At 66.9% G+C, this 16798-nt stretch carries 20 protein-coding genes; 6 read left to right on the top strand and 14 right to left on the bottom strand.

The features are described 5' to 3' along the window. Window positions 1-231 precede the first annotated feature (231 nt). The 10 genes from ACFWWU_RS00685 to ACFWWU_RS00640 form a co-directional block, all read right to left on the bottom strand. Complete coding sequence (locus ACFWWU_RS00685; protein ID WP_384137433.1) at window positions 232-603, bottom strand: hypothetical protein; 372 nt, start codon at window positions 601-603, stop codon at window positions 232-234. A gap of 10 nt (window positions 604-613) precedes the next feature. Beyond that, a complete protein-coding gene (locus ACFWWU_RS00680; RefSeq protein WP_384137431.1) occupies window positions 614-1348 on the bottom strand; it encodes a class I SAM-dependent methyltransferase in 735 nt (244 codons plus the stop codon). A 38-nt stretch (window positions 1349-1386) separates the two neighbouring features. Next, window positions 1387-2070, bottom strand: a complete 684-nt coding sequence (locus ACFWWU_RS00675) for a class I SAM-dependent methyltransferase (protein ID WP_384137430.1) — start codon at window positions 2068-2070, stop codon at window positions 1387-1389. A gap of 66 nt (window positions 2071-2136) precedes the next feature. After that, entirely contained in the window at window positions 2137-3504 is a 1368-nt protein-coding gene (locus ACFWWU_RS00670) for a hypothetical protein (RefSeq protein ID WP_384137428.1), read from the bottom strand. Further along, the gene (locus ACFWWU_RS00665; protein WP_384137426.1) at window positions 3504-4274 is read right to left on the bottom strand and encodes a hypothetical protein; all 771 of its coding nucleotides are present in this window, start codon (window positions 4272-4274) and stop codon (window positions 3504-3506) included. The genes ACFWWU_RS00670 and ACFWWU_RS00665 overlap by 1 nt, the downstream gene beginning before the upstream one ends. Before the next feature lie 39 nt (window positions 4275-4313). Continuing rightward, window positions 4314-4901 carry a CYTH domain-containing protein gene (locus tag ACFWWU_RS00660; RefSeq protein ID WP_384137424.1) on the bottom strand — a complete coding sequence of 196 codons (588 nt, stop codon included), beginning with the start codon at window positions 4899-4901 and terminating at the stop codon, window positions 4314-4316. Window positions 4902-5052: 151 nt separating this feature from the next. Then, window positions 5053-5352 (bottom strand): hypothetical protein, encoded by a 300-nt coding sequence (locus ACFWWU_RS00655; RefSeq protein ID WP_384137422.1) that lies wholly within the window; start codon window positions 5350-5352, stop codon window positions 5053-5055. A 73-nt stretch (window positions 5353-5425) separates the two neighbouring features. Then, window positions 5426-5935, bottom strand: coding sequence for a nucleoside-diphosphate kinase (locus ACFWWU_RS00650; protein ID WP_384137420.1), 510 nt, complete (start codon window positions 5933-5935; stop codon window positions 5426-5428). A 187-nt stretch (window positions 5936-6122) separates the two neighbouring features. Then, window positions 6123-6689 carry an adenylyl cyclase gene (locus ACFWWU_RS00645; protein WP_384137419.1) on the bottom strand — a complete coding sequence of 189 codons (567 nt, stop codon included), beginning with the start codon at window positions 6687-6689 and terminating at the stop codon, window positions 6123-6125. 144 nt (window positions 6690-6833) lie between these two features. Continuing rightward, the gene (locus ACFWWU_RS00640; RefSeq protein ID WP_384137417.1) at window positions 6834-7526 is read right to left on the bottom strand and encodes an HAD family hydrolase; all 693 of its coding nucleotides are present in this window, start codon (window positions 7524-7526) and stop codon (window positions 6834-6836) included. A gap of 94 nt (window positions 7527-7620) precedes the next feature. Here ACFWWU_RS00640 and ACFWWU_RS00635 point away from each other — a divergent pair, with 94 nt between their 5' ends. Together ACFWWU_RS00635 and ACFWWU_RS00630 are read left to right on the top strand one after the other, a co-directional pair. Beyond that, the gene (locus ACFWWU_RS00635) at window positions 7621-8394 is read left to right on the top strand and encodes an XRE family transcriptional regulator (RefSeq protein ID WP_384137415.1); all 774 of its coding nucleotides are present in this window, start codon (window positions 7621-7623) and stop codon (window positions 8392-8394) included. Continuing rightward, a complete protein-coding gene (locus ACFWWU_RS00630) occupies window positions 8381-8848 on the top strand; it encodes an NUDIX hydrolase (RefSeq protein ID WP_384137413.1) in 468 nt (155 codons plus the stop codon). Before ACFWWU_RS00635 ends, ACFWWU_RS00630 begins: the two co-directional genes overlap by 14 nt. Here the strand turns inward: ACFWWU_RS00630 and ACFWWU_RS00625 are convergent. The 3 genes from ACFWWU_RS00625 to ACFWWU_RS00615 form a co-directional block, all read right to left on the bottom strand. Next, window positions 8836-9399 (bottom strand): HD domain-containing protein, encoded by a 564-nt coding sequence (locus ACFWWU_RS00625; RefSeq protein ID WP_384137411.1) that lies wholly within the window; start codon window positions 9397-9399, stop codon window positions 8836-8838. The two genes, ACFWWU_RS00630 and ACFWWU_RS00625, sit on opposite strands and share 13 nt — an antisense overlap. 67 nt (window positions 9400-9466) lie before the next feature. Next, window positions 9467-10111 (bottom strand): very short patch repair endonuclease, encoded by a 645-nt coding sequence (locus ACFWWU_RS00620; RefSeq protein ID WP_384137409.1) that lies wholly within the window; start codon window positions 10109-10111, stop codon window positions 9467-9469. Between the two features lie 140 nt (window positions 10112-10251). After that, window positions 10252-11568, bottom strand: coding sequence for a DNA cytosine methyltransferase (locus ACFWWU_RS00615; protein WP_384137407.1), 1317 nt, complete (start codon window positions 11566-11568; stop codon window positions 10252-10254). 116 nt (window positions 11569-11684) lie between these two features. Here ACFWWU_RS00615 and ACFWWU_RS00610 point away from each other — a divergent pair, with 116 nt between their 5' ends. The 4 genes from ACFWWU_RS00610 (at window position 11685) to ACFWWU_RS00595 (ending at window position 14813) form a co-directional block, all read left to right on the top strand. Further along, window positions 11685-12524, top strand: coding sequence for a GIY-YIG nuclease family protein (locus tag ACFWWU_RS00610; protein WP_384137405.1), 840 nt, complete (start codon window positions 11685-11687; stop codon window positions 12522-12524). Between the two features lie 74 nt (window positions 12525-12598). Further along, entirely contained in the window at window positions 12599-12787 is a 189-nt protein-coding gene (locus tag ACFWWU_RS00605; RefSeq protein ID WP_384137403.1) for a hypothetical protein, read from the top strand. A 108-nt stretch (window positions 12788-12895) separates the two neighbouring features. Continuing rightward, entirely contained in the window at window positions 12896-13255 is a 360-nt protein-coding gene (locus tag ACFWWU_RS00600) for a hypothetical protein (RefSeq protein WP_384137401.1), read from the top strand. After that, entirely contained in the window at window positions 13236-14813 is a 1578-nt protein-coding gene (locus ACFWWU_RS00595) for a caspase domain-containing protein (protein WP_384137399.1), read from the top strand. Before ACFWWU_RS00600 ends, ACFWWU_RS00595 begins: the two co-directional genes overlap by 20 nt. 115 nt (window positions 14814-14928) lie before the next feature. On the opposite strand, the gene ACFWWU_RS00590 is transcribed toward ACFWWU_RS00595, so the two are convergent. After that, entirely contained in the window at window positions 14929-16347 is a 1419-nt protein-coding gene (locus tag ACFWWU_RS00590; protein ID WP_384137397.1) for a hypothetical protein, read from the bottom strand. Window positions 16348-16798 lie beyond the last annotated feature (451 nt).

The raw sequence follows: 16798 nt of genomic DNA, 5'->3' as shown, positions 1-16798 counted from the left end.
CCCTCGGCCTCGGAGCGAAGCTCGGCCGCGAGGTAGACGAGTTCTTCGATGCGTGGCGCAGGCCGGCCGCTCGTCTTCGTCGCTGGTGGCGTGATCGACGGAGCCCATCCTGAGGTGACTTCCGCGTATAAGGCGTATTGGGAGAAGAACTTGGCATGCACTTTGCCCGCCTCGGACACAGGGCGTTGGCGTGGGGGAGCGGCGTAACTCTTCTGTGTCCGGGGCGGGGGTCTAACGGCGGCGCAGGAGCCGGCCTCGGCCACGGTGTTTGCCTGTTCGCCGCGGGGTGGGTGGTTCGGCGGCTGAGGGCTCGTCCTGCGACGGGGCGCCAGCCGGCGCGTCGCCGAGGAGGAGGGACTCCCAGACCAGCTCGTGGAGCGTGCTGATGCACGGACCGCAGGCGTACATCGGTGCCTGGGCGCCGGCGACGGTTGCCGGGCCGATCCAGAGAACGCGCGTCCACCTCCGCCCGCAGTAGAGCCAGCAGAAACCGTCGACCCACGTGTTGGCATCGTCCGTGGTCGCCGGGGCCGGACGACCGCCGCGGGCGAAGTTGGCGATGCCGGGGATCACCCGGTGTCCTAAGGCGAGTTCCGTGAGCACGTCGGGCTGCCTACTTGGTCGCGATGACGTAGACACTCGCCCACTGCCGCTTCGGGTTGGCCACGCTCGGATCGAAGGTCCAGGGCTCGACAGCGGCGAAGCCAGCCTCGGTGAACAGCTGGCTGAGCTTCTCGAAGTCGTACGCCCAGTAGTGAGGGTTGTACGTGGGGTCGTCGTCCTGGTCGCGGAAGACGTAGTTGATCAGGTCGAGGTAGGTGTTGATGTCTTTGCGGCAGTCCCGCTTGGCGTACCAGCGGGCGATCATCTCCTCGGCCTGCTCCGGGCCGGCCGGGTACTGGCCGAGCACGAAGGCCGCGTCCGGCACCCCGGTGATGAGGCGGCCGCCGGGCGTGAGCACGCGGAACGCCTCGCGGGCGTAGGTCTTGGCGGAGCGGGGGTAGTCGACGTGCTCCAGGAAGTGCTCCGAGAAGATCTCCTGGGCACTCTCGTCGGCGAGCGGCAGGCTCTCACGTACGTCCCACAGAAGGTCGGCCGGCGGGACGATGTCGATGTTGAAGAAGCCGTCGATGCGGTGCCCGCCGCCACCGATCTGGACCTTGGCGGGGCTGGGCTGGAGGACACCGTCAGGCAGGCCGGCGAGGCTGGCTCGGTGGTGGCGGTGCAGTTCGGCCTCCTTGGCGGCCGCCCTGAGCGTGCGGGCGAGGCCGTGCGTGGTCGCCGGGGAGGCGAGGGCGCGGTCGAGCTGGTCGAGGAGGGACGCTATCTGGGCGTCGTGCGTGGCCATCGTGTCTCGCTTCTTGGGTCGCCGTTGGTGGGTGTGATTCACGTGGTTCGGGTGCCGAGCTGCTCGATCCGCCATAGCCCCAGACCGTTGCCCGGGTGGTGTCGCCCGTTGTCGGTGAAGTCGGTGTCGAAGTGCTCGATGGGCGACGGGAGATGGAATGGGGCCGCCTGGAGGTTGAGCGGGCGCCAGTGGCCGTCCGTGGTGTCGCGGTTCTCCGCCAGGTCGGCGTACGTGGTGGCGAGGAGGTAGGTGGAGCCGCTGGCGGCGATTCGGGCGAGGAATGCCAGGACCTCGTGGTGGGTGAGGTGGACCATGCAGTCGCGGGTGAGGACGAGATCCGCGGCCGGGACCTCGTCGCGGCTGAGGTCGGCCTGTTGGAAGGACATCCGCTCGCTGCCGTACCGCTTCTGGTTCAGCTTGACGAGTTCAGGAACGACGTCCAGGCCGACGTACGCGTCCAGCCGGTCGAAGCCGTCGACGTGGCGGATCCAATTGACGTCTCCGCAGCCGGCGTCCGTGACCGTACGGATCGGATACCGCGCCAGGACGGATGCGAGGGCGCCGCGGACCGCTTCGGTCTGTCGGAGCTCGGATCCGGGCCCGGAGACCGACTCCGGAGATCCCCAGTGGTTGGAGCGAAAGACCTCGGTGAAGATCGTCTCGGCGTTCTGGGCAGGCGCGGGCCAGGTGCGGGTGGGACGTGCGTGCTCGTGGGTCGACATGCGTCTCCACTTCGGCGGGTTGAGGGGACAGGGGGGGCGACGATCTGTCGTGTGGGCCGGCCCTGATCAGCGGCTGTTGTTGCGCATGAGCGTGTACTTGATGTCCACCAGACGCGGGGCGATGGTCAGCGCGAGTTCCTCGGCGGGGTGGAGCTGGCCGTGGTCGTCCCGCTCGGCCCGCCAGACGCGGTAGTCGAGATCGGGGTACGCGGGGTTGATGCCGATCTCCCCCTTGGGGATCGTGCCGTTGAAGGGCGCGATGATGTCCATGTGGTTCCAGTAGTTCCACGCCTGGAGCGCCTTGTGCTGGTCGTAGTAGAAGTAGAAGTCCGGGTACCGGCCGAAGGTACGGAGCTCGCGGTGGATGAGGTGGCCGAGGAGCGGTCCGAGCTGGGTGGAGAGGCCGTCGAACTCCCAGCGGGTGCGGTGCCAGGCTTCGGGGATCTGGCCGGGTGTGAAGAGGCGGGCCGCGACGAGGTGGCTGATCCGCTCGGTCAGGTAGGAGCGGGCGTGGCGCGTGTCGAGGCTCGGGTCGATGCGGGCCAGGAGCGTGGCCAGGCCGGTGGGCGAGGGCCGGAACTTCGCGAGGTCGAACTTGCCGGCCATGTCGGGGAAGGACGCGAAGAGCATGTCCTTGTAGAGCCAGTTGTTGAACTCGCCGTACTCGGCCCGCTCGCGGGTGTCGTCCGTGGTGGAGTGCAGCATCAGGTACTCGGCCAGGGCCTCGAAGTAGACGTAGCCGAGGATCGGTAAGCGGGGGATGGTCTCGTCCAGGAGCCGGAGGAAGTTCTCCGGCGAGACCGTGGCGCCCTGGTGGGCGACGGCAGCCGCCAGAGCGAGGAAGGACGCGGAGTTCTTGATCCGGCTGACGACGGTCTCTCGCAACTGGTGGCGTTCGGTCTTGGAGAGCAGGTACTCCAGGCGGCTGTAGATCTGCAGGTGGATCGAGCCGAGACGGAGGTAGTCCACGCCAGCCAGGCCCCGGTACACCTGCGGCGGGAGCGAGACCTCGAAGATCAGCGGGGTCGGTTCCCGCTTGGGGACTCCGGCCTTCGCCACGAAGGCCGGAGCCTCCTTGGTCAGGATGTACTCGCCGAGGTTGTGCATGCGGAAGCCGCGCTCGGAGGCCGTGAGCGGCGCGCAGTAGACGCTGCCGACCAAGCAGCCCCCGGAGGGGTACAGCGCGCCGTGCTCGCTGATCTGCTCCAGGGCGTGCGTGACGTGGAGCAGGTGGAGCTTGTTGCCCGTCCCCAAGGCCCGGAACATCGCGTTGTCCCGCAGGAGCCGGCCGTTGGGCGTGTCGGCCAAGCGCTGATCCCAGGCCGCGGTCTGCGCGGCGAGCGGGTCCTGGCTGTCGGTGGGGCTGGGGATGAGGGTGGTGTCGAAGAAGGAGTGGGCGTCGGCCCACTGCTCGTAGGCGTCGAGGAAGTCCATCAGCTGATCAGCTCCATGCTTGCCAGGCTGCTGAGGACGGCTTCCGCGCTGTCGGCTCCGGCCAGCCACTCGGACTCGGATCGGACGACGAGTTCGAAGGCGGTGGTGCGCAGGCCGGCGAACGCCTCGGAGCGGACGCGGGCGGGGTCGGGCCACCAGGTGAGCTTGGGCAGGCGGTAGCGGTCCAGGGCGTCGGCGGCCTTGAGGAGGTCGGTGATCGTCCTCGCACGGGCGTGGTCGGCGTGGTCGTCCGGCGAGAAGTTCTCGTACGGCAGGTCGTGGAGGCGGACCGCCGTGCCGGCTGCGGTGACGCGGCTGAGCGTCGGGGTGAGGCCGAAGTGGTCCCAGACGACGCCGGCGTTGTCCGTGAGCCAAATGGCGGCGCGGGCGCCGTGGCCGGTGTCGTCCTTGTCGTGGAGCCGACGGCAGTCATGGACCGCGGCGGCCAGGACGAGGGTGGCGGTGTCCTCCTCGCCGAGGCCACCGGCCTCGGCGAGGAGGGCGGCCATGGCGGCGGTCCGTACGGCGTGCCGGATGCCGTGGAGGGAGTCGTGGCACCTGGCCTCGGCCAGCCAGCTGGCGGGCAGGGCCGCGCGGGTCACGAGCTGTCGCGAGCTCGGTCGCAGGGTGGGAGGAGGCGGGCCGTCGGGGAGGTCCGGCCGGTTGGCGGCGATCCAGCGGACGGTGGCGAGATCGGTGTACTGGTGGTGCGGGAGCTGCTTGCGCGCAGCCAGCTCGACCAGACTGTCGGCCGGCAGGGTCGTGCTCATCGGGCCCACCTCCTCATGGTGGTCTGCGACAGCGGATGCCTAGCTGGCGGTGGCGGCGGTCGCCGCCTCCTTCTCCTTGCGCTCCTGCTCGGCGGCCTCGAAGGCGGCCGTGAAGTCGGCGAGCTCCTGCTCGGTCATCAGGTGGATGCCGAGCTCGTCGGTGACGCCGCGGATGCGGGCGGTGGCCTCCTCCTGGGCGGTGGCACCGGCACCTTCGTCGAGGAGGACCTCGAACTCGGCGTGGTGCCCCCACGCCTCGCTCCACTTCACGGCGATCTCGACCCCGCGGAAGCGGAAGTTGTGCCGCTGGTTGAACGCCTGGTGCATGGCGCCCTCGAAGCCGAGGGCGTTGAAGATCCGCACGGCGGCGGGCACGTCGTCCCGGCCGATGGCGAACTCCGTCTCGGGGAACGCGGCTCCCTGGCCGATCTTGCTGGCCTTGAGCGTGATCTTCGCCGAGCCGGCGGCCGTGTTGTCGGTGACCTTCAGCAGCTGGTCGGGCAGCACGTAGAAGTAGATGTTCTTGTCGTCGCAGCCGAGGTCCTCGGCCTCCGCCGCGAGGCGGACGAGGAGCTTCTCGTACGTCTCCTCGTCGAACCGGGCGCGCATCTCGATCTCGATGGCCACAGGGGCTCCCTTCCGGAATCAGGCATGGGTGGTCCGCCCGAGCCATCCCGCGCATGGGGGCTGGCTCGGCTGGACGTGATGTGTGGTTGGTCAGCGGCCGGCGGGGTGCGGTCCGTCGCCGGGTGCCGCACCCCGCCGCCGGGGTCGTACGTCAGTCGAAGTCGCCGAAGCGGTCGCGCAGGACGCCCTCGTGCAGGTAGTTCGGCAGGAGGACGCCGCCGACGGCCACCCTCTTGGTGGCGACGTCGCCCTCGGTGTCGCTGGGGAAGCCGACGAGCAGGCTCAGGCACTGCCTCGCCCACTCGCGGGACTTGTCCCAGTCGCCGGCGTCGCGGCTCTGGATGGCGAGGGCGAAGGCGGTCTCCGCCGCGGCCCAGCGATCGGTGGCCAGCTCCTGCTGGAAGATGCTCTCCAGCTCGGCTGTGGAGGCGACGCGGGTCGGGTTGGTCATGGGTCTTCTCTCCTTCGTTGGTGCTAGGTGGTGTTCAACGCGTCGACTTCCGAGAGGTGACCTCGGTGCGGGGTCAGTACGTGAAGATCTCCGCGAGGGTGCGGTAGTCGTGCAGCTCGTCCTTGTCGAACCAGAGCGCCACCTCTTGGTCGGCCTCCTCCTTGTTGCCGGAGGCGTGCACGAGGTTCGCCACCGCCTTCCCGGAGGCGGCGCTGGCGCCACGGCTGTAGTGCGAGAAGTCGCCCCGGATGGTGCCGGCGGGGGCCTCGTTCGGGTACGTGCTGCCGACGATCTTCCGCACGGTCGCGACCGCGTCGAAGCCCTCCAGGACGAGCGCGATGACGGGGCCCTGCTGCATGAAGGTCGCGGTGAGGTTGTAGACCTCCGGGCCGAGCCGCTCCTCCAGGTCGAAGTAGTGGCGCCGCGTGAACTCGGCGTCCATCTGCTTCATCTTCACGCCGACGATCTTCAGTGCCGCGTCCTCGAATCGGGAGATGATCCTCCCGCCGAAACCACGGACCAGAGCGTCGGGCTTGAGAAGGACGAGCGTGCGCTCCGCGGTGTTTTCCAGATCCTGGGCCATCGATTCCCTTTCAGCTTTCAGGCAGGCCAAATAGCAGGCGCTCAGCGCCTCGCCCGCCCGAGGTTACCGGCGCCGTAACCCCGTTCTGCGCAAGGCAGTTGAGCGATAGAAGGCTTATCGGCCAAGTGGCTGAGGCCATCGCGGCGGTCGGCCGGCGGCGAGCCCGGCTGCTGCCCCTCGTACCAGGTCACGTCGCACGGGCATGGGCGGTATCGGCGAAGAGAAGGGTGGGCTCGGCAAGCACGTTGCGCTTGGTCGCGCTCAGGTAGATCTGCTCGACGCTCTCGACCTGGGCATTGCCGAAGTCGAACCCGATCAATGCCGAAGCCTGCCGGACGGACGCCTCGTCGGGGCCGGCGACCGCGACGAGCACGGGGAGGTCGGGCCACGCCTCGATCGAGAACGCGGCTTCGCCCAGCCGCCACTCCTCGCGGAAGTGCTCCTGATAGCGGGTCTCGCGCAGGCCCAGCTTGCGAAGGATCTCCACCGCGGCCGCGCGGTCGGACACCAAGGTCTCGACGGCCGCGCTGCCCCGGAGCACCGAGGAGGCACAGGACGACCCCAGCGCGAGGCTGACGCGGGCGCCCTGACCACAGAGGCGGAGGCAGAGACCCGGATCCAGCACCTCCCCCTCGAAGATCCAGCACGTACGCAGCGCCCAGGGGATCCTCTGGACGGCCCTCACCCGGTCGAGCCTGGTGCGGATGTCGGCGGCGTCGACATCCAGGAACCGGACTTCGTATTCGCGCTTCATGGCCCCCTTCTCCCATCGTGAGGCGAGCGACCGCCCGTTCGAGCGATCGCAGGTTTGCGATCCGTGCTGAGACCGATGATGGGGAAGGAGAGGGGGACACCGTCACCGCGTCTGCGGACGCCAGGCAGGACGTCCTGGGACGTTTCACCGTTGGCCGGCGCGCTCCAGCAGATCCAGCACCCGAGAGGTCTCCGACAGGTCCCTCAGGACCACGGAGGCCCCCGCCGCCCGCAGTTCCGCTTCGCCGTGGATGCCGGACGCGACCGCGATGACCTGCGAGCCGGTCGTGAGCGCGGCTTCGACGTCCCGAGGCGTGTCGCCGACGAGCACCACAGGAACGTCCTCGCTAACCCCTCGCAGTCGGCGGGCGCGCTCACGAGCCACTTCCACGAGGTCCGGTCGCAGATCCGCGTCGGCGCCGTACGCGCCCACGGACAGGTCGAGGAGCGTGTCGAGCCCGAAGGCGGAGAGCTTCACAACGGCGTTGGCCGCGATGTTCCCCGTCAGAACGGACGAGATCCAGCCATGTCGGCCAGCCGCTGCCGCGAGTGCCTCGCGCACCCCAGGCAGGGCGCTCCCGCGACGCCGCAGATCCTCCTCGCGCCCTTCCCCGGCCTTGGTGAGAGCCGCTTCCACGACGGTCCAGTCCGGTACGGGGACGCCATGCCGAACGAGCAGCTCCCGCATGATTAGGCGATCTGTGCGGCCCTCCGTCCGCGCCGGCCCGTCCGGATCTCTTCCCGCGAGGAGGGAGAACGCGGTCGCGTAGATCTCCTTGCTCACCCCAGCGTTCTCGATGAGCGTGTGGTCGATGTCCCACAGAACAATGAGCTGCATGGCGCCAGCGTAGGGAGATGGCTGGGAGCGGTCCGGTGAAGACGTCCCAATACGTCCTTGTCCACCCTCACCAGCCCGCGCTTGCATGACCGGTGTGAACGAGCGACTGCATTCTGTACTCGCCCAGAGGGGCGTCTCGATCGAGTCGCTCGCCGAGATCTGCGAAGTGGACCCCAAGACCATCGGCCGCTGGCTCGGCGGGCGCGTCCCCCACCGGCGCCACCGATTTGCCGCTGCCCAGCACCTGCGGGTTGAGGAGTCCTTCCTCTGGCCCCCACAGCGGTCCCGCACGACGCAGGCAGCGCCGGCCTCCGACGGCGAACTCGTCGGCACCTACCCGAACCGGGCCAGCGTGCCCCGAGAGACGTGGATCTCGCTGCTTCGAGGAGCACAGAAGGAGATCGGCGTCCTCGTTTTCTCGGGCACCTTCTTCGCCCAATCCAACCCCGACGTGGCCAGGATGCTCGCTGAGCGCGCGTCCGCCGGCGTCCGAGTCCGCCTGTGCTTCGGCGACCCCACCGGCGGGTCGGTGGCTGTCCGAGGCCGGGAGGAAGGCATCGGCGACACTCTCGCGGCCAAGATCCGCGCCTCACTCACGTACTACCGCTCGCTCCTGGGCAAGCCGGGATGCGAAGTACGACTGCACGACACGACCCTCTATACGTCGCTGTTCCTCTACGACGAGAACCTGTTGGTCAACCCTCACGTGTGGGGGCGTCCAGCCAGCGCCAACCCGCTGTTCCACCTCAGGCAGGGAACCGAAGGCGGCTGGTTCGACAACTACGCTCAGAGCTTCGACGCCGTCTGGGCCGGCGCACGGCCGTGGACACCCGACCAGGAGGGGACCGCCGCACATGGGCAGGACTGAGTACTACAACGACCCCGACGCCCCCAAGGCCAACACCCTCATCCCCGCCAGCAACCTGCTGGTCGTCGACGACAGCGGCGCCATTCTGCTCCAGCGCCGCCGCGACACCGGCCAGTGGGCACTGCCGGGCGGGGCCCAGGACATCGGCGAGACGGCGGCCGAGTGCGCGGTACGCGAATGCCTGGAGGAGACGGGGATCGTCGCCGAGATCACCGGCTTCCTCGGCGTCTACACCAACCCGAACCACATCGTGGCGTACACCGACGGCGAGATCCGCCAGCAGTACGAGAACACCTACATCGGCCGCCCCGTCGGTGGCGAGCCCACGATCAACGATGAGGCCGACGGCGTCCGCTTCGTCCAGCTGGGCGACCTCGACCAGTACGACATCCACGCCAGCATGCGCCAGCAGATCGGCGATTACCTCGCCGGCACTTACCCCTACCTCGGCTGAGCCGCCAGCGCAGCCTCCACCCGCCCCACGGCGGCGAAGATCTCAGACGCCGCCCGACGGATGAACCGCCCGACCACGCTGTCGTCCCCATAGCGACCAAGGATCTCCGCGACACGCTCCTCGGCGGTCGTCCGGCCACCGTCGGGCGTGGTCGTCATGTCGCAGTACACGAGCGCATCCACCAGCAGCGGCTCCTCCAGCAAGGGGAACTCGCTGGTGAGCTCCTCCCGCAGCCCCCGTTCCTCGGCTTCCAGGAGCGCAAACGAGTGGTTCGCGACCAGCCGTACCAGCCGCTCGTCGGCGCCGTGCTCGTCGCGAAGGAACCGGGCCCCGTCCAGCGGATGGAACCCCGTCACGGCCAACCGGGGCGCGTACCCGACGTCGTGCAGTGTGGCGGCGGCGACGAGTAGGGCGGCGTCCTTACCCATAGCGGACTCAACTTCGACCGCACGACTAGCCACACCTCGTGTATGCGCCCACCGCCGGGGAAGTGGGCTCCGGAGCTCTGCCTCCGCCACCTGTGCTGCCCACTCAGCGATCGAATCGTTCATGCCATGCCTCATGCCTCAATGGTGGCGGCAAGCACGTAGCCGCGAACGCCCTTCCCGGACACTGGCGTTAACCGGTCGCGTCCCTTGACGCCTGTCGCACTATGCCCTCGATCCGAGCGCAGGCATCCACAGGATCTTCGTGCTCCCAGACGCGGACGACGGTCCACCCCGCTTCACCCAGCAGGCGGTCGGTCTCAGCATCGCGAGCGCGATTGCCCTCGATCTTGCTGCGCCAGAACTCGGCGTTCTTCTGTGATTCCCGAAGATGCTCGGGGCATCCATGCCAGTAGCAGCCGTCGACGAAGACCGCGACCTTGGGCTTGGGGAACAACACATCAGCGGTTCGTCGCAGTTCGGGCAGTGGTCGTGCTCCGACGCGGTAGCGAAGCCCCTGCTTGTGCAGCAAGGACCGGAGTCGCAGTTCAGGACGGGTGTCCTTGTTCTTGTTGCCCCTCATCACCGCACGCACTGACGGCGAGGAAGCCCAGGAGCCCTCGGCCGGCGGTTCCTCGGTGAGAAGGCCCATTTCCCAGGCCATCTTCCAGCCCTCGGTGAGATTCGCGGCCCGGGTCTCGTGCTCGACCTGCCCGAGGTAGCGGGCCGGGGACTTGCCGCCGTCGGACCAGCGCAGGTACGCGCGAATGCGTCGTGTGTCGGGAAGCACCTTCAGCTCCACAGAGGCCCGGGCGAAGCGCCCCTCGCCGAGGTCCACAGATCGTCTGTGACGACCGCCGGCCGCCCGGTCCTGCTCAGCGGCGATGGCGGAGCGTGCCCTGCCGGGCCGCCCCTTCCACGCCCGGTCCGGCGGCGGGTCGTGCTTCCAGCCGCTCTGTGCTCTGCTGGTGGGCGCCGTCACTTCTGGCGATCTTCCGCCTCGTCCAGGACGGCGGCGACCGCCTTGGCGAAGACCTCGCCAAGGGCAACGGGTACGGCGTTGCCGAGCTGGCGCATCTTCTCCCCCCGCGGGCCCTTGAGCTCCCACGTGTCGGGGAAGGTCATGACGCGAGCGGTTTCGCGAACCGTCATGTACCGGTACTTGTACCGGACGCCGCCCTGAGCGGCCTTGTCGGCCACCAGCTCGTCCAGGAGCATGACCGACTCGCCGCCGGGCACGCCGTGCACGCCGGCCTTGACGGTCTTCGCCGGGCGGTCGAGTTCGTTGGGGGTGTGCCCGTCGTAGATGCGGGCACCGGGCCAGCCGATGTGTTCCGTGAACCCGCCGAGGAAGTGCTCGGTGCGGTCCAGCCACTCGTCCGGTACCTCTGGCAGTGGCTTATTGTCGCCGATGCCGACGATCGCGTCACGCAGGGTGTGCCAGGGGAGCAGGCCGTCGTCCATGGGCATGGTCTTCGGGAGGCGGGCCATGACCCATTCGCGCACGTGGTCGGGCACATTCGCGTGCCGCTCCCAGTAGCTCCCGTCCTCCATCGATCGGAAGAGGGCAGTCTCGGAGTGTGTCGGCCTCACGAGGTCCTTGAAGAGCTCAAGGTCGACGTTCAGGTCGCGACGAAACGCGACGATGATCACGCGATTGCGAATCTGCGGGACCCCGTAGTCGGCTGCGTTCACCGGCATCATGACGGTGTCGTACCGCTTCCTGGGGTCGTCCAGCTCCTTCTCGCGGCGCTCCAGCAGGTACTCGTAGTGCTGCTCCCAGTCGGTGCCGTCGACTCGCTCCTCGAAAGGCAGCTCCAGCTCGCGCTGGATGTAGTCGAAGTAGCGACGGAATGAGGGCCTGAGCAGACCGCGGACGTTCTCGCAGATCACGGCCTTCGGCTGGATCTGCCGGACGGCCTTGAACATCTGCGGGAACATGTTCCGCTTGTCCTCGTCGCCCTTGGCGACGCCACCGAGGCTGAACGGCTGGCAGGGAGGGCCGCCGGCGAGGACGTCCACTTCGCCGGCCAGGTAGTCCATCTCGAGTTCCTGGACATCGCCCGCGACGAGGGGCACCTTCTCGCCGGGTTCGGGAGCCCGGGTCGGCTTCTGGCCGTCGGGTAGCCGCTGGGCCCCGTTGGCCTCCAGGGTCTCGCACGCCCGCTTGGCGAACTCATTGAAGAGCAGGGGTCGGAATCCGGCACGGTGGACGGCCATGGCCAGACCGCCGGCGCCAGCGAAGAGCTCGACACCCGTGCGGTCCTTCTTTGATCCTTCTTGCAGTTCAGCCATTTCAAAAGCATACCGCGGAGTTGTAGATCTTCAAGCCGATTCGAGCTGAAGGTTCGTCAGTGTGTACAGGTCGCCGATAGGCTGCCCGCGATCATGCCGACAAGGGAGTGGGACCGATGACGCCGGTGGTGGGCTCCGACGACGGGACGCAGTACCACAAGGACTTCACCCTCAGCATCACCAGGGCACTGGGTGACCAGCTGGCCAAGGCCCTGAAGGGGCTGGCGCGGGCACCTCTCACCGAGGAGAACCTCGCGCGACTCAAAGAGAAGCCCGGGGTCTACCAGCTCTACTTGAACGGCAAGTTCGTCTACGTCGGCAAGGCCGACAAGTCGCTGCCGACTCGCCTCCGCAACCACCTGCGCAAGATCTCGGGGCGACGCAACATCTCCTTGGACGAGATGGCCTTCTCGTGCCTGTACGTGGCGGAGGACTTCTCCGCCCTCGCCCCGGAACAGTTGCTGATCACCCACTACAAGGACAACGGCGAAATCCCCTGGAACAACAACGGCTTCGGCAACAAGGACCCCGGCCGCCAGCGGGACAGCACGGTCCTCAAGCAGAACCACTTTGACGTCCTCTTTCCCATCGACCTGGACCGGCCGATCGAGGGCCTGCGGTCTGGCGGGATGACGCTGCAGGAACTGCTGGACGCGACCAAGGCCGGGCTCCCGTACAACTTCCGATACGGGAAGTCGGCGGAATTCAAGACGCGGCGTGTCGACGTTCCAGCGGCTGGGCTGACAGCCGACGAGGTCTTTCAGCTTGTCTCGGCGGAGATACCAGCCAAGTGGCAGGTCACCGCCCTCATGGGCTACGTGATCATGTACGACGACAGCCCCGGCGAGTACAAGAGCGCCTGGCGGTACTACCGTGCCGGTGAGTCGCTCAACGCGGTGCCGGAGGCCGAGCCGGCGGGAGATATCGAAGTGGATCAGCCGGTATTCGGCGACTGACCGGGCGCGACGCCTCGCACTGCATTCAGACGGACGCTGGCTACCAGCGTGGCGCGAGGTGACACACTAGCGACGTGATCAGGGAACCCGCTGAGGCCGTTGTGACGGACGTTGGCACCGTCGAGATCCCCCTGGGGCTGCTCGCGGAGGCTGGCTTGTCTCCAGGCGCCGCTGTCCTCATCTACAGCGACGGGGACGGGCGAATCATCGTTCGCCGCAAGGCTGACGCGATTCGAGACCTTGTGGAGAACGGCACGCTGTGAGATCCCCGGGTGTCACCTGAGGATGCGTCCTTCTCTCAAGGGTGACGACCGTAAGGTGGAACCTCTGCTGGCCGGTGGCCGTGCGGCAAGGGGACAGATGGGGGCTGTGTGGACGTGAACGTAGAACTCAGGCTGCAGTCGTCGAAGACCGTCGACGACCTCATCGGGCTGTCTGAATGGCTTCGGGGTGAGCGTCGCCTGCAGGGCCGAGTGCAGCAGGTGCGGAGCAGCCCCGAACCTGGACAGCTGGGCGGTGCGTTCGAAGTGGTTTCCGTGGCGCTGGGGTCTGGTGGGATCGCCACCGTGCTTGCTAGCACTGTGGCGACTTGGCTGCAGAGTCGTCGCAGCGATCCGAAGCTGCGGATCACGATTACGCGAGCCGACCGAACACTGGAGATTGAATCCAGTAGTGCGGATGAGGCAGAGGACCTGATTAAGCGCTTCATGGATGGCCCCAGTGGAGACTGAGGGTATCAGTCATGGTGAATCGCATGCGGTACTCATAGGCGTCTCGACTTATCAAGACACCTCATTTCCTGCGGTGCCGGCCGCGCTCAATAGCGTGCGCGGCATGCTTGACGCGCTGACCGACCCTGAACTTTGCGGGTGGCCAGAGGATCGCGTAACCATCATCGAGAACCCTGAAAATGCCGCCGCGCTTGCGCAGCAGCTCCGGCGGATCGCAGAGCAGACCAGCGATACGCTATTGGTTTACTTTGTGGGGCACGGCGTAATCTCGGACTTGGGTGACGTGTGCCTTGCGGTCCACGGTACGGATTTGCGCGATCCAGATCTGACGGGACTGGAATACCCCAAGGTTCGGCGCATTGTGATGGGGAGTCCGGCGCAGGTAAAAATTGTCATCCTGGACTGTTGCTATTCTGGGCGTGCCATCCAGGGGCTGTCGGCAGGCGGTGACGGACACTTCGCGGATGCCACCGCCGTGAGTGGCGCTTATACGTTGACTGCTGCAGACGGTACGGCACACGTCGCGCCGCTGGCTGAGCAGATGACCGTACCTACCTCCTTCACCCGCGCGTTTCTGGATATTGTGCGCCAAGGTATTCAAGACGGCCCTTCGGCGCTTACGCTAGGGGACATCTACCGTGAACTTCGCCCATTGGTTATGGCTCGGGGTCTTCCAGCGCCTAACCGGCGTGGTACAGACACCGCCGACCTCTACACCTTCGCTCGAAATGTAGCGTTCCGCCCACCCGGTCGAAGGGTCGAGCGTGCTGGCGATCTCACGGTCAGGCTGATCACCCCGGAGGCCGAGGAGCTGTTTATTCAGCTCATGGAAAAGCAAGATCCAGTCGCTCTCACGCATGAGAATCTGGCCACGCTCGACGATTCACCGGGGGTCTACCAACTGTATCGCAGTCTGGGAGGTCCTGGTAGTGCGATTGTCTATGTAGGGCAATCCGACAGGTCGCTGCAGCAGCGGCTTCAAGGGCAGATGGTGAAAATTAGCGGACGCCTTAACATAGATGTAAGCGAGATGTCCTTCACGCGGTTGTACGTAGAAGACGACCTGTCTGTAGTTTATCCCGCGCGCTTGCTCATTAATCGCTTGCTCGATCAAGGGGAAGATGCCCCTTGGCATATGAATGGCTTCGGAAACTCGGATCCCGGACGGAATCGCGACCGTACGGTACTGAAGTCTCGACACTTCGACGCACTGTATCCCATCAATCTCGCCTGGGCGATTCGAAATGATGGACAGCGCGGGCGGGTGACGGCGCTTGAGTTCGCTACCCTGCTCAAGGGGAAGCTCCCCTATCTTTTCAGATTCGCCTATCAGGGGAGCGAAATTGAAACCGTCTCGGTGGAAATTCCCGAGGGTGCAATTTCCGCAGATGAGGCATTCCGTCTCCTGGCGGCAGCGCTGGGAACGGAATGGCAGATCAGCGCTTTGTCGGGATACGTTGTGATGTATCGGGAGCGGGATGTTGAATACCCGAGCGCAACCCGGTACTACTGCGGCACGAGAGTGTGGGACAGCACCCCCGAGCTCTACGGCGCGTAGTTTTCGGGCTGGCTCGCTGTCCGAGTGGACGAGTGCTCGTGCTGGTCTTGCCCAAGGCGCGAGGCCAGAACGAGCATGGCTGGGGCGGCCTTGCTCTTGGGCCGCTGACCTTTCCTCAGCGGGCTCCCCATCCACGGTGCGCTTCGGGGCCGTGTGGGCTCCAGCCATTCAGGTAAGGCGCCAGCTCCTCGGGCTTCGGTTCGCGAGCGGTGGGCTTGGCGGGTAGACGGGTCAGTGGGTCGAGGCTCTGAACGTAACGGCGTGCCCAGGCCAACCACCCGTGCGCCGATGTCACCGCCGCCTCATCTTCCCCGGCCGCCTCTTCCAGCCGATGCTCCAGGGCGTTGCAGTAGGCGCTCAGGCTCGCTGCTTCCTGCCACTGGCCGGCTTGCGCACGGAGTACCTCGGCGTACTGTTCCTGCGCGGCCAGCTCCTTCGCCTTCTCCATGGCCGCCCGCCATTGGACCTCGCGATCGGCCTTGGTCCGCTCCTCGTCCGCCTTCCGCTGCGCGTCCTCTACGGCGCGGGTCTCTACCTCCCGGAGTACGGCTCCCAGGATGTCCTCCAGCACCCAGCGCTTGCGATCGGCCCAGCGGGACTGCCGGCTGGCTTGGCTGTAGCCGAGTTCGATCACGAGGCTCTTCGAGCGCTCTGGGTCGGTGGACTGGGGAGACTCCTGCTGGATCGTGACGGTGTAGGTGAAGCCGTTCACGACCAAGTCCACTTCGCCCTCGCGGAGGGAGTAGCTGGAGGGGTAGTGGCGCCCGTTGTACGTGTAGGCATGGCTGAGCCGCCGGGAGGGGATTTCATGATCCTTCACGTTGTGCCCTCGACGTACTGCCTCGGCGGCGAGGCCCTGGAGAAGCAGCAATGATCGGCGGCGCAGTGGCGCGGGCATGACGAGTCGGCCCTCGTCGTCTCTCAGTGCGGCCACGACCGGATGCGGAGAGCGCAACTGAGTGGGTACGTGGACGGGCGGCGCCTCGTCCGGTCGCTGTCGCAGCGAGTTGGGGTGTGGCCCCTCGACTAGAGAGATCTGCAGGTCGCGATTCCACATGCGGAGACTCTCGACGCGCTTGCCCTCAGGGATGAGGCTGTGGCGCTTCGCGTAGTCGAGCACGCGTCGCCACTCCGTCACCGTGGCGTCGTCGGGCTTGGTGAAGGTGACTCGCCTGTCTGTAACGAGTCGTTCGATGAGCTCCTTCGCCTTGGTCCGACGGGCGAGTGCCACTGGCCTGTCGGCGTAGGACGCGGAGCGGGGGCCACCTGCTGCCTTCCCCCTGGCGGCCTTCTTCTCCTCGGCATGCGCGGGGTCGTCCGGGTGGTGGCCGTGCTGGATGTAGAAGGTGCCGGCCTCGGTGACCTTGGCATCCACCTCATTCCCGCTGCGCTTGATCGTCACCAGCCCTCGGTCGCGCAGCGCGTAGGCCGTGCGGAACTCACCAGGGTCCCAGGGCTCCTCGGACTCCTTGCCGCTTGCGAGCCGGCCGAGCAGGGCGAGCTGTCGTTCGTTCAGGGGAGACCAGCGATGCATGGAAACAGCTCACCCCGGAGCCGGGCCTGGGGCAATGACTCGTACGGGTGGTCGCTTCCGGCAGCACCGGAGACCTACGGGTTTGCGCTCGCTGGACGGCCTGCTTGCGTGAGCGCTGCGTGAGCGGACTGGGTGGCACTAGGGAGGACCAGCCGTCACGCCGATCAAGGTCGCAAGCCTCTGATCAGCGAAAACAGGACTCGGCGGTACCGTCCGGCACCACCCGGGATGATCTTGTGGGGCCTCGTAATGCGTAGGTCTCGGGTTCGAATCCCGAAGGCGGCTCGGAATTACCCCAGGACTCACTCGCCGTGACCTGGGGTTTTTTCATGCCCGGGTGCGGCTGCGGCCCCCGGAGCGGGTTCGGGACCCCTTGCTTGGCTCATTGGTCTAGTCCAAACTGATCGATTGACGAAGCCTCCGCGGAGTCGGCCACGCACAGCCCGCAATG

The organism is Streptomyces sp. NPDC058650, from assembly GCF_042717315.1.
Lineage (GTDB): Bacteria > Actinomycetota > Actinomycetes > Streptomycetales > Streptomycetaceae > Streptomyces.
This window is presented reverse-complemented; position numbering and strand designations above follow the sequence as displayed.